General features: G+C 56.9%; 11 protein-coding genes. 8 read left to right on the top strand and 3 right to left on the bottom strand.

From position 1 onward, the window contains the following. The first annotated feature begins 75 nt into the window (after positions 1 to 75). The 6 genes from hisS (at position 76) to KGP24_RS16865 (ending at position 6,878) form a co-directional block, all read left to right on the top strand. Entirely contained in the window at positions 76 to 1,350 is a 1,275-nt protein-coding gene (gene hisS, locus KGP24_RS16890; protein ID WP_032622984.1) for a histidine--tRNA ligase, read from the top strand. A 13-nt stretch (positions 1,351 to 1,363) separates the two neighbouring features. Further along, positions 1,364 to 1,984, top strand: coding sequence for a YfgM family protein (locus KGP24_RS16885; RefSeq protein ID WP_112779903.1), 621 nt, complete (start codon positions 1,364 to 1,366; stop codon positions 1,982 to 1,984). Positions 1,985 to 1,994: 10 nt separating this feature from the next. Then, complete coding sequence (gene bamB, locus KGP24_RS16880; RefSeq protein WP_223561208.1) at positions 1,995 to 3,173, top strand: outer membrane protein assembly factor BamB; 1,179 nt, start codon at positions 1,995 to 1,997, stop codon at positions 3,171 to 3,173. A 112-nt stretch (positions 3,174 to 3,285) separates the two neighbouring features. Next, positions 3,286 to 4,758: a ribosome biogenesis GTPase Der gene (gene der / locus KGP24_RS16875; protein ID WP_126329988.1), complete on the top strand. Its 1,473-nt coding sequence runs from the start codon at positions 3,286 to 3,288 to the stop codon at positions 4,756 to 4,758. A 298-nt stretch (positions 4,759 to 5,056) separates the two neighbouring features. Next, positions 5,057 to 6,598 (top strand): peptide MFS transporter, encoded by a 1,542-nt coding sequence (locus KGP24_RS16870; protein ID WP_223561207.1) that lies wholly within the window; start codon positions 5,057 to 5,059, stop codon positions 6,596 to 6,598. A 58-nt stretch (positions 6,599 to 6,656) separates the two neighbouring features. After that, a complete protein-coding gene (locus tag KGP24_RS16865) occupies positions 6,657 to 6,878 on the top strand; it encodes a zinc ribbon domain-containing protein (RefSeq protein WP_223561206.1) in 222 nt (73 codons plus the stop codon). Here the strand turns inward: KGP24_RS16865 and KGP24_RS16860 are convergent. Genes KGP24_RS16860 through xseA form a run of 3 tightly spaced genes read right to left on the bottom strand, consistent with a single transcriptional unit; the run spans position 6,875 to position 9,677 of the window. After that, positions 6,875 to 7,225 (bottom strand): protealysin inhibitor emfourin, encoded by a 351-nt coding sequence (locus KGP24_RS16860; protein WP_223561205.1) that lies wholly within the window; start codon positions 7,223 to 7,225, stop codon positions 6,875 to 6,877. The two genes, KGP24_RS16865 and KGP24_RS16860, sit on opposite strands and share 4 nt — an antisense overlap. Further along, positions 7,226 to 8,245, bottom strand: a complete 1,020-nt coding sequence (locus KGP24_RS16855) for a M4 family metallopeptidase (RefSeq protein WP_223561204.1) — start codon at positions 8,243 to 8,245, stop codon at positions 7,226 to 7,228. Positions 8,246 to 8,303: 58 nt separating this feature from the next. Next, on the bottom strand, positions 8,304 to 9,677 hold the full coding sequence (gene xseA, locus KGP24_RS16850; protein ID WP_223561203.1) for an exodeoxyribonuclease VII large subunit: 1,374 nt from the start codon (positions 9,675 to 9,677) through the stop codon (positions 8,304 to 8,306). A 158-nt stretch (positions 9,678 to 9,835) separates the two neighbouring features. Here xseA and guaB point away from each other — a divergent pair, with 158 nt between their 5' ends. Together guaB and guaA are read left to right on the top strand one after the other, a co-directional pair. After that, entirely contained in the window at positions 9,836 to 11,302 is a 1,467-nt protein-coding gene (gene guaB, locus KGP24_RS16845; protein ID WP_023333022.1) for an IMP dehydrogenase, read from the top strand. Between the two features lie 67 nt (positions 11,303 to 11,369). After that, positions 11,370 to 12,947 carry a glutamine-hydrolyzing GMP synthase gene (guaA, locus tag KGP24_RS16840; RefSeq protein ID WP_006811514.1) on the top strand — a complete coding sequence of 526 codons (1,578 nt, stop codon included), beginning with the start codon at positions 11,370 to 11,372 and terminating at the stop codon, positions 12,945 to 12,947. Positions 12,948 to 12,975: the final 28 nt, after the last annotated feature.

The following is a 12,975-nucleotide window of genomic DNA, read 5'->3' as shown; positions in this document are numbered from 1 at the left end:
TGGGAAGCGTGCCGCTTCCCATGTATGATTGAACCCATTCTTTGGGTTTTTTTTGTATATAGAAAGAGAATAAACGTGGCAAAAAACATTCAAGCCATCCGCGGCATGAACGATTATCTGCCTGGCGAAACCGCCATCTGGCAGCGCATTGAAGGCACACTTAAGCAGGTGCTCGGCAGCTACGGTTACAGCGAAATCCGTTTGCCGATTGTAGAGCAGACCCCGTTATTCAAACGCGCGATTGGTGAAGTCACCGACGTGGTTGAAAAAGAGATGTACACCTTTGAGGACCGCAACGGCGACAGCCTGACCCTGCGCCCGGAAGGTACGGCGGGCTGCGTACGCGCCGGCATCGAACATGGTCTTCTGTACAATCAGGAGCAGCGCCTGTGGTATATCGGCCCGATGTTCCGCCACGAACGTCCTCAGAAAGGTCGTTATCGCCAGTTCAATCAGCTGGGTGTGGAAGTCTTTGGTCTGCAGGGCCCGGACATCGACGCCGAACTGATTATGCTGACCGCCCGCTGGTGGCGCGCTTTGGGTATCGCCGACCACGTATCTCTTGAGCTGAACTCTATCGGTTCTCTGGAAGCACGCGCTAACTACCGCGATGCGCTGGTGGCGTTCCTGGAACAGCATAAAGAGAAACTGGACGAAGACTGCAAACGTCGCATGTACAGTAACCCGCTGCGCGTTCTGGATTCCAAAAACGCGGATGTTCAGGCACTGCTTAACGATGCGCCTGCGCTGGGTGACTACCTGGATGAAGAATCTCGCGAACACTTCGCGGGCCTGTGCAAGCTGCTTGAAGCAGCAGGCATCGCCTATACCGTGAACCAGCGCCTGGTGCGCGGTCTGGACTACTACAACCGTACCGTGTTTGAGTGGGTGACCACCAGCCTCGGCTCTCAGGGTACCGTGTGTGCGGGCGGCCGTTATGACGGTCTGGTTGAGCAGCTTGGTGGTCGCGCAGCCCCTGCCGTTGGCTTCGCTATGGGGCTTGAGCGACTTGTTTTGCTGGTTCAGGCAGTTAATCCGGAATTTAAAGCAGATTCCGTTGTCGATATATACCTGGTGGCCTCAGGCGCGGAAACGCAGTCTGCGGCGATGCAGCTTGCCGAACGCGTGCGCGATGCGCTGCCGGGCGTTAAGCTGATGACCAACCATGGCGGCGGCAACTTCAAAAAACAGTTTGCTCGTGCCGATAAGTGGGGCGCAAGTATTGCACTGGTGCTGGGTGAGTCCGAAGTGGCTAACGGCGAAGTGGTGGTGAAGGACCTGCGCTCTGGTGAGCAGACAACGGTAACGCAGGACGGCGTTGCGGCGCACTTGCGCACTCTATTGGGCTAAGGAGAAGGACTGCGTGGAAATTTACGAGAACGAACACGATCAGGTCGACGCGATTAAGCGCTTCTTTGTTGAAAACGGCAAAGCGCTAGTTGTTGGGGTTATTTTAGGTGTTGGTGCGCTGGTGGGCTGGCGTTACTGGAACAATCATCAGGCAGATTCCGCGCGCGGCGCGTCCCTGTCCTATGAAAATACCGTGAGCGCAATTCGTGCCGATCAGCCGCAAACGCTGACGGCGGCAGAAAAATTTGCGGCTGACAACAAAAATACCTACGGTGCACTGGCTGCGCTGGAAGTGGCTCAGCAGTACGTTGATAAGAACGAGCTGGATAAAGCCGCCGCTCAGCTCTCTCAGAGCCTTGCTGCGGCCAGCGATGAGAACCTGAAAGCGGTGATCAATCTGCGCCTGGCACGTATTCAGGTTCAGCAGAAAAAAGCTGACGATGCGCTGAAAACGCTCGATACCATCAAAGGCGAAGGTTTTGCTGCCATCGTTGCCGATCTGCGCGGTGAAGCACTGCTGAGCAAAGGTGACAAAGCGGGCGCGCGTAAAGCGTGGCAAGCTGGCGTAGATAGCAATGCTTCACCTGCGCTGAGCGAAATGATGCAGATGAAAATAAATAATTTGTCCGTCTGAGAGGGACCCGATGCAATTGCGTAAATTACTTCTGCCAGGACTGCTTTCTGTTACGTTATTGAGTGGTTGTTCACTGTTCAGTGGCGAAGAAGACGTTGTGAAAATGTCCCCACTGCCGACGGTTGAAAACCAGTTTACCCCATCCACCGCGTGGGATGTCTCCGTGGGCAATGGGATTGGTGATTTCTATTCCAACCTTCATCCTGCGTATGCAGACAGCGTTGTCTATGCTGCTGACCGCAAAGGTACCGTGAAAGCGGTGAACGCCGATGACGGAAAAGAAGTGTGGTCTGTTAACCTGGCGGAAAAAGACGGCTGGTTCTCCCGTAAGCCAGCACTGCTGTCTGGCGGTCTGACCGTCGCCGGTGGTCATGTCTACGTGGGCAGCGAAAAAGCGCAGGTTTATGCGCTGAACAGCAGCGACGGTTCCATTGCCTGGCAAACAACCGTGGCGGGTGAATCCCTGTCGCGTCCGGTGGTGAGCGACGGCCTGGTGCTGATTCATACCAGCAACGGCCAGCTGCAGGCGCTGAACGAAGCGGACGGTCAGGTGAAATGGACCGTTAACCTGGATATGCCTGCACTCTCTCTGCGCGGCGAATCCGCGCCGGCAACCGCATTTGGGGCTGCCATTGTGGGCGGTGACAACGGTCGCGTGAGTGCAGTGCTGATGCAGCAGGGCCAGATGATCTGGCAGCAGCGTATCTCTCAGGCCACTGGCTCAACGGAAATTGATCGTCTGAGCGACGTAGACACAACGCCGGTCATCGTTAACGGTGTGGTTTACGCGCTGGCTTATAACGGCAACCTGACCGCGCTGGATCTGCGCAGCGGCCAGATCATGTGGAAACGTGAGCTGGGCTCTGTGAACGATTTCATCGTTGAGGGTAACCGCATCTATATGGTCGATCAGAACGACCGTCTGCTGGCGCTGAGCACCGAAGGCGGCGTGACGCTGTGGACGCAAAGCGATCTGCTGCACCGCCTGCTGACCGCACCGGCGCTGTACAACGGTAGCCTGGTGGTCGGTGACAGCGAAGGGTATATGCACTGGATCGATCCGGATAACGGCCGCTTTGTTGCACAGCAAAAAGTCGACAGCTCCGGTTTCCTTACCGACCCGGTTGTGGCCGACGGCAAACTGCTGATTCAGGCAAAAGACGGCACGCTGTACGCGATCACGCGTTAATTACCCGGCGGTTGTAGTATACTAAACGGCTCCTGTTCACTCAGGAGCCGTTTTGACATTTTTAAAAACGCCGCGAAATCGACGTTATTTTGAATTTTATGAGGCTTCAAACATGGTACCTGTGGTCGCGCTTGTCGGGCGCCCTAACGTTGGAAAATCCACTCTTTTTAACCGTTTAACACGCACCCGTGATGCGCTGGTTGCGGATTTCCCGGGGCTGACGCGTGACCGTAAGTACGGTCGTGCAGAGGTGGAAGGACGCGAGTTCATCTGTATTGATACCGGTGGTATTGACGGCACAGAAGACGGCGTTGAAACCCGCATGGCGGAACAGTCGCTGCTGGCGATTGAAGAAGCGGATGTGGTGCTGTTTATGGTGGATGCGCGCGCTGGCCTGATGCCGGCGGACTCCGCTATCGCTAAACACCTGCGCTCACGTGAAAAGCCAACTTTCCTGGTGGCGAACAAAACTGACGGTATCGATGCCGATCAGGCCGTCGCGGATTTCTGGTCTCTGGGCCTGGGTGAAATCTACCCAATCGCGGCATCGCATGGCCGTGGCGTCACCAGCCTGCTGGAAACCGTTCTGCTGCCGTGGGTTGACGAAGTGAACCCACCGGAAGAGGTGGACGAAGACGCTGAATACTGGGCGCAGTTCGAAGACGCAGAAGAGGGTGAAGAAGAGCCTGAAGACGACTTCAACCCGCAGGATCTGCCGATCAAGCTGGCCATCGTGGGTCGTCCAAACGTAGGTAAGTCTACGCTTACTAACCGTATTCTGGGTGAAGAGCGCGTGGTCGTTTACGACATGCCTGGCACCACCCGCGACAGCATCTACATCCCTATGCAGCGCGATGAGCGTGAGTATGTCCTCATCGACACCGCCGGTGTGCGTAAGCGCGGGAAAATCACCGATGTGGTGGAAAAATTCTCCGTTATCAAAACCCTGCAGGCGATCGAAGATGCCAACGTGGTGCTGCTGGTCATCGACGCGCGCGAAGGGATCTCCGATCAGGACCTCTCTCTGCTCGGCTTTATCCTCAATAGTGGGCGCTCACTGGTTATCGTGGTCAACAAGTGGGATGGCCTGAGCAATGAAGTGCGCGAGCAGGTGAAAGAGACCCTCGACTTCCGTCTGGGCTTTATCGACTTCGCCCGCGTGCACTTTATCTCGGCGCTGCACGGCAGCGGTGTGGGTAACCTGTTCGAATCCGTGCGCGAAGCGTATGACAGCTCCACCCGTCGCCAGAGCACCGCTATGCTGACCCGTATCATGAATATGGCAGCGGAAGACCATCAGCCGCCGCTGGTGCGCGGTCGTCGCGTGAAGCTGAAATATGCCCACGCCGGTGGTTATAACCCGCCAATCGTGGTGATTCACGGTAACCAGGTGAAAGACCTGCCGGATTCCTACAAGCGCTACCTGATGAACTACTTCCGTAAATCGCTGGACGTGATGGGCACGCCTATCCGTATCCAGTTCAAGGAAGGGGAAAACCCGTTCGCCAACAAGCGCAACACACTGACGCCAAACCAGATGCGTAAGCGTAAGCGTTTGATTAAGCACATTAAGAAAAGCAAATAATTTTGCCTGCTTCACGAAAGCCCGCGTTTATCGCGGGTTTTTTTTTGCCTAATCATACCGCCGGTTTTCTCTGTGTGAAGTCAATCACTATTCACTTTTAACCATGTTTAAATCTAAGAAAGTAGACAATCATCGAATTTTCATCTTAAAGTCCAGGGTCCGGTACTAGACAAAACTAGCGCCTGGTTATCAAATGGTTAACTAATTTTTCGCCGCATGTAAAAAATCGGCCAGATACGTAACTGGCCGGCGTACCTGCTGGTGTTTACAAGCACGACACATACCTTTCGGGAGAATTATGCAATCCACAGTTAATCAAAAAGAGAGCCGAACGTTCTTCGGCCACCCGTATCCGCTCGGTTCCCTGTTCTTCACCGAGATGTGGGAGCGTTTCTCGTTTTACGGCATTCGTCCGTTACTGATCCTGTTTATGGCCGCCACTGTCTATGACGGCGGGATGGGCCTGGCGCGTGAAAACGCCTCGGCGATTGTCGGCATCTTTGCCGGTACCATGTATCTGGCGGCGCTGCCGGGTGGGTGGCTGGCCGATAACTGGCTCGGTCAGCAGAGAGCCGTCTGGTACGGTTCGATCCTGATTGCGCTCGGCCACCTGTCGATCGCGCTCTCTGCGGTGATGGGGAATAACCTGTTCTTTATCGGCCTGATGTTCATCGTGCTTGGCTCCGGGCTGTTCAAGACCTGTATCTCGGTGATGGTCGGCACCCTGTATAAAAAAGGCGACGCGCGTCGTGACGGCGGTTTCTCGCTGTTCTATATGGGCATCAACATGGGCTCGTTCATCGCGCCCCTGATTTCCGGCTGGCTGATCAAAACCCACGGCTGGCACTGGGGCTTTGGTATTGGCGGCATCGGGATGCTGGTTGCGCTGATTATCTTCCGCGTGTTTGCCGTTCCGGCGATGAAACGCTATGACGGTGAAGTCGGCCTCGACTCTACCTGGAACAGCCCGGTGGTGAAGCGTAACGGCGTGGGCGTTTGGCTGCTGGCGCTGGCGGCAGGCGTGGCAACGATCGTGACGCTGATAGCGCAGGGCGTGATTGTGATTAACCCGGTCGCGGTAGCCAGCGTGCTGGTCTACGTGATTGCGGCGTCCGTTGCGCTCTACTTTATTTATCTGTTTGTTTTTGCGGGGCTGAACCGTAAAGAACGCGCGAGGCTGCTGGTCTGCTTTATTCTGCTGATCTCCGCGGCGTTCTTCTGGTCCGCGTTTGAGCAGAAGCCAACCTCGTTCAACCTGTTTGCTAACGACTACACTAACCGCATGATCGGTGATTTCGAAATCCCGGCGGTATGGTTCCAGTCAATCAACGCCCTGTTCATCATTTTGCTGGCACCGGTGTTCAGCTGGGCGTGGCCAAAGCTCGCGGACATGAACATCCGCCCGAGCAGCATCACCAAGTTTGTTATCGGGATTCTGTGTGCCGCAGCGGGCTTTGGCCTGATGATGCTGGCGGCACAGAACGTGCTGAGCAGCGGTGGGGCGGGCGTGTCGCCGTTCTGGCTGGTGGGCAGCATCCTGATGCTGACGCTCGGCGAACTGTGCCTGAGCCCGATTGGCCTGGCGACCATGACGCTGCTGGCGCCGGAAAGAATGCGCGGCCAGATGATGGGGCTGTGGTTCTGTGCGAGCGCGCTGGGTAACCTGGCGGCGGGCCTGATTGGCGGCCACGTGAAGGCCGACCAGCTGGATATGCTGCCGGATCTCTTCGCGCGCTGCTCCGTCGCGCTGCTGATCTGTGCTGCGGTACTGATCGTTCTCATTGTGCCGGTACGCCGCATGCTGGAAAATGCGCAGACTAAACCGGCTGCTGAAGCCTGATAATGTTCAGCCTACCGGGGCAGTTATCCTGCCCCGGTAAAACCCAACAGGAGAGAATATGTCGATTACCTGCCCGGAATGCCAGACACCGCTGGAGCCTCAGAATGGGATAGCGCACTGCGACAGCTGTAATAAGGATATTGCGCTTGAAGCCCGCTGCCCTGAGTGTCATCAGCCGCTCCAGGTTTTAAAAGCCTGTGGCGCGGTGGATTATTTCTGCCAGAGCGGCCACGGCTTAATCTCTAAAAAGCGCGTGGCGTTTGTTCCGGCAGAACGTTAATCGCACACGCAGCCTTCGCCTTTCTGCCACAGCTCGACCAGCGACTCGGGCGCTTCCTGCTCGGGCACCAGCACGATGATATCGGCGTAGTGCGCCTGATTTTGCCCGGTCCAGATAATCTGGATGCGGAAATAGCGCTGGTCACCGCTGCCGGGTGACGTGGCTTGCCCGGGCGGCTGGCCGCGTGGAAACGCCTGCTCCAGGATGCTCACCAGGCGCTGGCGCTGAACCTCATTGAGCGAGGAGAGCGCAATGGTGCGCTGACCGCTCAGCTTGGGAATAAAAGCGACGCCGCCTTCCCGAGCCAGCTCAACCACGGCGTCATCCGTCAGTTCCGGAACCTGCATTTACAACACTCCCACCTGTTCCCAGGCTTGTTTAATGGCTGCACCAACGTCACTGCCGGAGCGTTTCTCTCCGTGCGCGATCGTCAGTTTTGCGAAGGCCTCAAAATCCGCATCCTGCGCCAGTTTGCGATCGCAAACCGTGTCGTACCAGGCATAACCCGCTTTTTCCCAGGCGTAGCCGCCGATCGCCGTCGCGGCCAGATAAAATGCCCGGTTGGGAATGCCGGAGTTCAGGTGTACGCCGCCGTTATCCTCGCGCGTTTTAATGAAATCGTTCATGTGGGCAGGCTGTGGGTCTTTGCCGAGGAGAGGATCGTCATAGGCGGTGCCGGGTTCAGACATCGAGCGCAGCCCTTTGCCGTTGATCCCTTTCGCCAGCAGCCCCTCACCAATGAGCCAGTCAGCTTTATCGGCGGTTTGCTTTAGATGATACTGTTTGACCAGCGAGCCAAACACGTCCGACAGAGATTCGTTCAGCGCGCCCGACTGTTCAAAATAGATAAGTCCGGCTTCGGTCTCGGTCACGCCGTGGCTCAGCTCGTGTGCCACCACGTCGATGGCGATGGTAAAACGGTTAAATATATCCCCGTCGCCGTCGCCGAATACCATCTGCTGACCGTTCCAGAAGGCGTTCTGATATTCCCGGCCGTAATGCACGGTGCCGGTCAAAATAAGCCCTTTATTATCGAGCGAATCACGCTGATATTCTTTCCAGAAGAAATCATGGGTGATACCTAAATAGTTATAGGCTTCATCCACCGCCACATCGCCGTTCGACGGCTGGCCTTCGTAACGCACCTGCGTACCCGGCAGCTCCTGGGTCTGCTTCGCGTCGTAAATATCGCGCTCCAGCTGTCCGGCTTTATTCACGTGCGGCGCGGCGGGTTTGCCGGGCATGTGGGCCATCAGCGTCTGGACGTGGGTTAGGGTCTGACGGGCACAGCGCTGCTGCGGCTCGGAACCGCTTTCGATAATACGACGAAGAATATAAGGGGGAATAACGCTATGAAGATGGGGCATGCTGCTCTCCTTATTAAAAAAGGGAATAGCAGCAGTATAGTAAGTAACCGGCGAAGAATTATCCGGTTTTACGCTGACGCGTCTTTTTCACCGGTTTAATTGATTTCACTTCGCTTTCTACCCAGCCGTCTGAAAGACGCGTCGTCAGCACATCGCCGGTATTTACCTGTTTGGTCTGCTTCAGCACTTTGCCGTCCGTCGCCGTCGTCACGCTATAGCCGCGCGCCAGCGTGGAGAGGGGGCTGACCGCTTCAAGATGGGTCACCGCATTGCCAAAACGTTCGCGGGTGGTGCTCAGGCGCGCCCGGACAGTCTCCGCAAGACGATACTCCAGCTGCTGGATGCGCGTTTGCGCGCGATAGATTTTCGGCTGCGGGTTCTGCTGATTCAGGCGCTGCGTCACGCGCTGCTGGCGCGATACCGAGCGCTTAAGCTGCGCGTCCACCGCAACGCTCATGCGCTGGCGCAGACGCTCAAGTACGGTCTGCTGACGCGCCAGGCGCAGCTGCGGATGCTGCTGCTGAAGACGATGATGAAGCTGGGTAAAGCGGCGGGTACGGTTGGCGAGGAAATAGTCCATCGCCATCTCCATGCGCTGCTGGCCGTTCTGAATCTGACGCAGCAGCTCCAGCTGGTTGCGGCTCACCACTTCCGCCGCCGCAGACGGCGTAGGCGCGCGCAGATCCGCCACAAAATCGGCTATCGTTACGTCGGTTTCATGCCCGACGGCGCTCACCACGGGGATAAGGCTTGCAAAGATTGCCCGCGCCACGCGCTCGTCGTTAAAGCTCCACAGGTCTTCCAGCGAGCCGCCGCCGCGCCCAACAATCAATACGTCGCACTCCTGACGGGCGTTCGCCAGCTCAATGGCGCGAACTATCTGGCCCGGGGCATCGTCACCCTGAACGGCGGTCGGGTAGATGATGACGGGCAGGGAAGGGTCGCGACGCTTCAGCACGTGCAAAATATCGTGCAGTGCCGCACCGGTTTTCGAGGTGATGACCCCAACGCAGTGGGCAGGGGAGGGCAGCGTCTTTTTGTACTGCTGGTCGAACAGCCCTTCGGCAGAGAGCCTGGCTTTTAGCTGTTCATACTTCTGCTGCAGCAGACCTTCGCCCGCAGGCTGCATGCTTTCGACGATAATTTGATAATCACCGCGCGGCTCGTACAGGGTGATATTGGCGCGCACCAGAACCTGCTGGCCGTGCTGAGGACGAAACGTGACGCGACGGTTGCTGTTGCGGAACATCGCGCAGCGCACCTGGGCGGTATCGTCTTTTAGCGTAAAGTACCAGTGACCGGAAGAGGGCTGCGTGAAGTTAGAGATTTCACCGCTGATCCAGACCTGCCCCATTTCCTGCTCAAGCAGCAAACGCACCGTCTGATTCAGGCGGCTTACGGTATAAATTGAGGGAGATTGAGAGGATAACATGTGAGCGGGATCAAATTCTAAATCAGCAAGTTATTCAGTCGATAGTAACCTGCTGAGAGGCGATCGCAAGCATTTTTTAAAAAAAGTGTAGATGCAATCGGTTACGCTCTGTATAATGCCACGGCAATATTTAACCCCCCAGGTCAGAGATATTGCCCATGCTACGTATCGCTAAAGAAGCACTGACGTTTGACGACGTCCTCCTCGTTCCCGCTCACTCCACTGTTCTGCCGAATACTGCCGATCTCAGCACGCAGTTGACGAAAACCATTCGCCTGAACATTCCTATGCTCTCTGCGGCAATGGACACCGTGACTGAAGCGCGCCTGGCTATCGCCCTGGCACAGGAAGGTGGCATTGGCTTTATTCACAAAAACATGTCTATCGAACGTCAGGCGGAAGAAGTTCGTCGCGTGAAGAAACATGAATCCGGCATCGTGTCTGACCCACAGACCGTTCTGCCAACCACCACGCTGCACGAAGTGAAGGCCCTGACCGAACGTAACGGCTTCGCCGGTTACCCGGTTGTGACTGAAGAGAACGAACTGGTCGGTATTATTACCGGTCGTGACGTGCGTTTCGTGACTGACCTGAACCAGCCTGTCAGCGTGTACATGACGCCAAAAGAGCGTCTGGTCACCGTTCGCGAAGGTGAAACCCGCGACGTGGTGCTGGCAAAAATGCACGAAAAACGCGTTGAAAAAGCGCTGGTTGTTGACAGCAGCTTCCACCTGCGCGGCATGATCACCGTTAAAGATTTCCAGAAAGCAGAACGTAAACCTAACGCTTGTAAAGACGAGCATGGCCGTCTGCGCGTCGGCGCTGCGGTCGGCGCTGGTGCCGGTAACGAAGAGCGCGTTGACGCGCTGGTTGCTGCGGGCGTTGACGTCCTGCTGATTGACTCCTCTCACGGCCACTCCGAAGGCGTTCTGCAACGTATTCGTGATACCCGTGCCAAATACCCTGACCTGCAGATCATCGGCGGTAACGTGGCAACTGGCGCAGGCGCTCGCGCTCTGGCTGACGCTGGCTGCAGCGCGGTGAAAGTGGGTATCGGTCCTGGCTCTATCTGTACTACCCGTATCGTCACCGGCGTGGGCGTTCCGCAGATCACCGCCGTGTCTGACGCGGTTGAAGCGCTGGAAGGCACCGGTATTCCGGTTATCGCTGACGGCGGTATCCGCTTCTCTGGCGATATCGCCAAAGCGATCGCCGCGGGTGCAGCTGCCGTAATGGTAGGCTCCATGCTGGCCGGTACCGAAGAATCCCCGGGTGAAATCGAACTCTACCAGGGCCGTTCTTACAAATCTTACCGCGGCATGGGCTCCCTGGGCGCGATGTCCAAAGGATCCTCTGACCGTTACTTCCAGACCGATAACGCCGCTGACAAACTGGTGCCGGAAGGTATCGAAGGTCGCGTTGCCTATAAAGGCCGTCTGAAAGAGATCATCCACCAGCAGATGGGCGGCCTGCGCTCCTGTATGGGTCTGACCGGCTGTGGTACCATTGACCTGCTGCGTACCAAAGCGGAATTCGTACGCATCAGCGGTGCGGGTATCCAGGAGAGCCACGTTCACGACGTGACGATCACCAAAGAGTCCCCGAACTACCGTCTGGGCTCCTGATAAGTTTCCGCGCCCGGCTTCTGCCGGGCGCTCTGTTTTTGTTTCACTTGCCTCGGAATTAGCGTCAATGACGGAAAACATTCATAAACATCGCATTCTCATCCTGGACTTCGGTTCTCAGTACACTCAGCTGGTGGCGCGTCGCGTACGTGAACTGGGCGTTTACTGTGAGCTGTGGGCGTGGGATGTCACGGAAGCACAGATTCGCGAATTCAATCCAAGCGGCATCATCCTGTCCGGCGGCCCGGAAAGCACCACCGAAGAGAACAGCCCGCGCGCGCCGCAGTACGTGTTCGAAGCTGGCGTGCCGGTATTCGGCGTTTGCTACGGTATGCAGACCATGGCAATGCAGCTGGGTGGCCACGTAGAAGGCTCCAACGAGCGTGAGTTTGGCTACGCACAGGTAGAAGTCGTCACCGACAGCGCGCTGGTGCGCGGCATCGAAGACTCCCTGACCGCAGACGGCAAACCGCTGCTGGACGTGTGGATGAGCCATGGCGACAAAGTTACCGCCATCCCGTCTGACTTCGTGACCGTTGCCAGCACCGAAAGCTGCCCGTTCGCCATCATGGCGAACGAAGAAAAACGCTTCTACGGCGTGCAGTTCCACCCGGAAGTAACCCACACCCGTCAGGGTATGCGCATGCTGGAGCGCTTCGTGCGCGACATCTGCCAGTGTGAAGCCCTGTGGACCCCGGCAAAAATCATCGACGACGCCGTGGAGCGTATCCGCCAGCAGGTTGGTGATGACAAAGTGATCCTCGGTCTCTCCGGCGGCGTGGACTCCTCCGTGACCGCGATGCTGCTGCACCGCGCCATCGGTAAAAACCTGACCTGCGTCTTCGTGGACAACGGTCTGCTGCGTCTGAACGAAGCCCAGCAGGTTATGGACATGTTTGGCGACCACTTCGGCCTGAACATCGTTCACGTGGAAGGTGAGCAGCGCTTCCTGGACGCGCTGAAAGGCGAGAACGATCCGGAAGCGAAACGTAAGATCATCGGCCGCGTGTTCGTGGAAGTGTTCGACGAAGAAGCGCTGAAGCTGGAAGACGTGAAGTGGCTGGCGCAGGGCACCATCTACCCGGACGTGATCGAGTCCGCGGCCTCCGCCACCGGTAAAGCACACGTCATCAAATCTCACCACAACGTGGGCGGCCTGCCGAAAGAGATGAAGATGGGCCTGGTTGAACCGCTGCGCGAGCTGTTCAAAGACGAAGTGCGTAAGATTGGTCTGGAACTGGGGCTGCCGTACGACATGCTCTACCGTCACCCGTTCCCGGGCCCGGGTCTCGGCGTACGCGTGCTGGGCGAAGTGAAGAAAGAGTACTGCGACCTGCTGCGTCGTGCGGACGCGATCTTCATCGAAGAGCTGCACAAAGCTGACCTGTACAACAAAGTGAGCCAGGCGTTCACCGTGTTCCTGCCGGTTCGTTCCGTCGGCGTAATGGGCGATGGCCGTAAGTACGACTGGGTTGTTTCCCTGCGTGCGGTGGAAACCATCGACTTCATGACCGCGCACTGGGCGCACCTGCCGTATGACTTCTTAGGCCGCGTGTCTAACCGCATCATCAACGAAGTGAACGGTATTTCCCGCGTGGTGTATGACATCAGCGGTAAGCCACCGGCGACGATTGAGTGGGAATAATCCCCCTCTGAATTAAAACCAAAACCCT

Source organism: Enterobacter sp. JBIWA008 (assembly GCF_019968765.1).
In the GTDB taxonomy this organism is placed as follows: Bacteria; Pseudomonadota; Gammaproteobacteria; order Enterobacterales; family Enterobacteriaceae; genus Enterobacter.
Note: the sequence above shows the minus strand (reverse complement) of the source record. Positions and strands in the feature narration are given on the sequence as shown.

What these genes read in the sequence shown, in the direction of transcription:
- bamB (WP_223561208.1), top strand. Translation starts at nt 1,995, where the DNA reads ATGCAATTGCGTAAATTACTTCTGCCAGGACTGCTTTCTGTTACGTTA.
- der (WP_126329988.1), top strand. Translation starts at nt 3,286, where the DNA reads ATGGTACCTGTGGTCGCGCTTGTCGGGCGCCCTAACGTTGGAAAATCC.
- KGP24_RS16870 (WP_223561207.1), top strand. Translation starts at nt 5,057, where the DNA reads ATGCAATCCACAGTTAATCAAAAAGAGAGCCGAACGTTCTTCGGCCAC.
- KGP24_RS16865 (WP_223561206.1), top strand. Translation starts at nt 6,657, where the DNA reads ATGTCGATTACCTGCCCGGAATGCCAGACACCGCTGGAGCCTCAGAAT.
- KGP24_RS16860 (WP_223561205.1), bottom strand. Translation starts at nt 7,225, where the DNA reads ATGCAGGTTCCGGAACTGACGGATGACGCCGTGGTTGAGCTGGCTCGG.
- KGP24_RS16855 (WP_223561204.1), bottom strand. Translation starts at nt 8,245, where the DNA reads ATGCCCCATCTTCATAGCGTTATTCCCCCTTATATTCTTCGTCGTATT.
- xseA (WP_223561203.1), bottom strand. Translation starts at nt 9,677, where the DNA reads ATGTTATCCTCTCAATCTCCCTCAATTTATACCGTAAGCCGCCTGAAT.
- guaB (WP_023333022.1), top strand. Translation starts at nt 9,836, where the DNA reads ATGCTACGTATCGCTAAAGAAGCACTGACGTTTGACGACGTCCTCCTC.
- guaA (WP_006811514.1), top strand. Translation starts at nt 11,370, where the DNA reads ATGACGGAAAACATTCATAAACATCGCATTCTCATCCTGGACTTCGGT.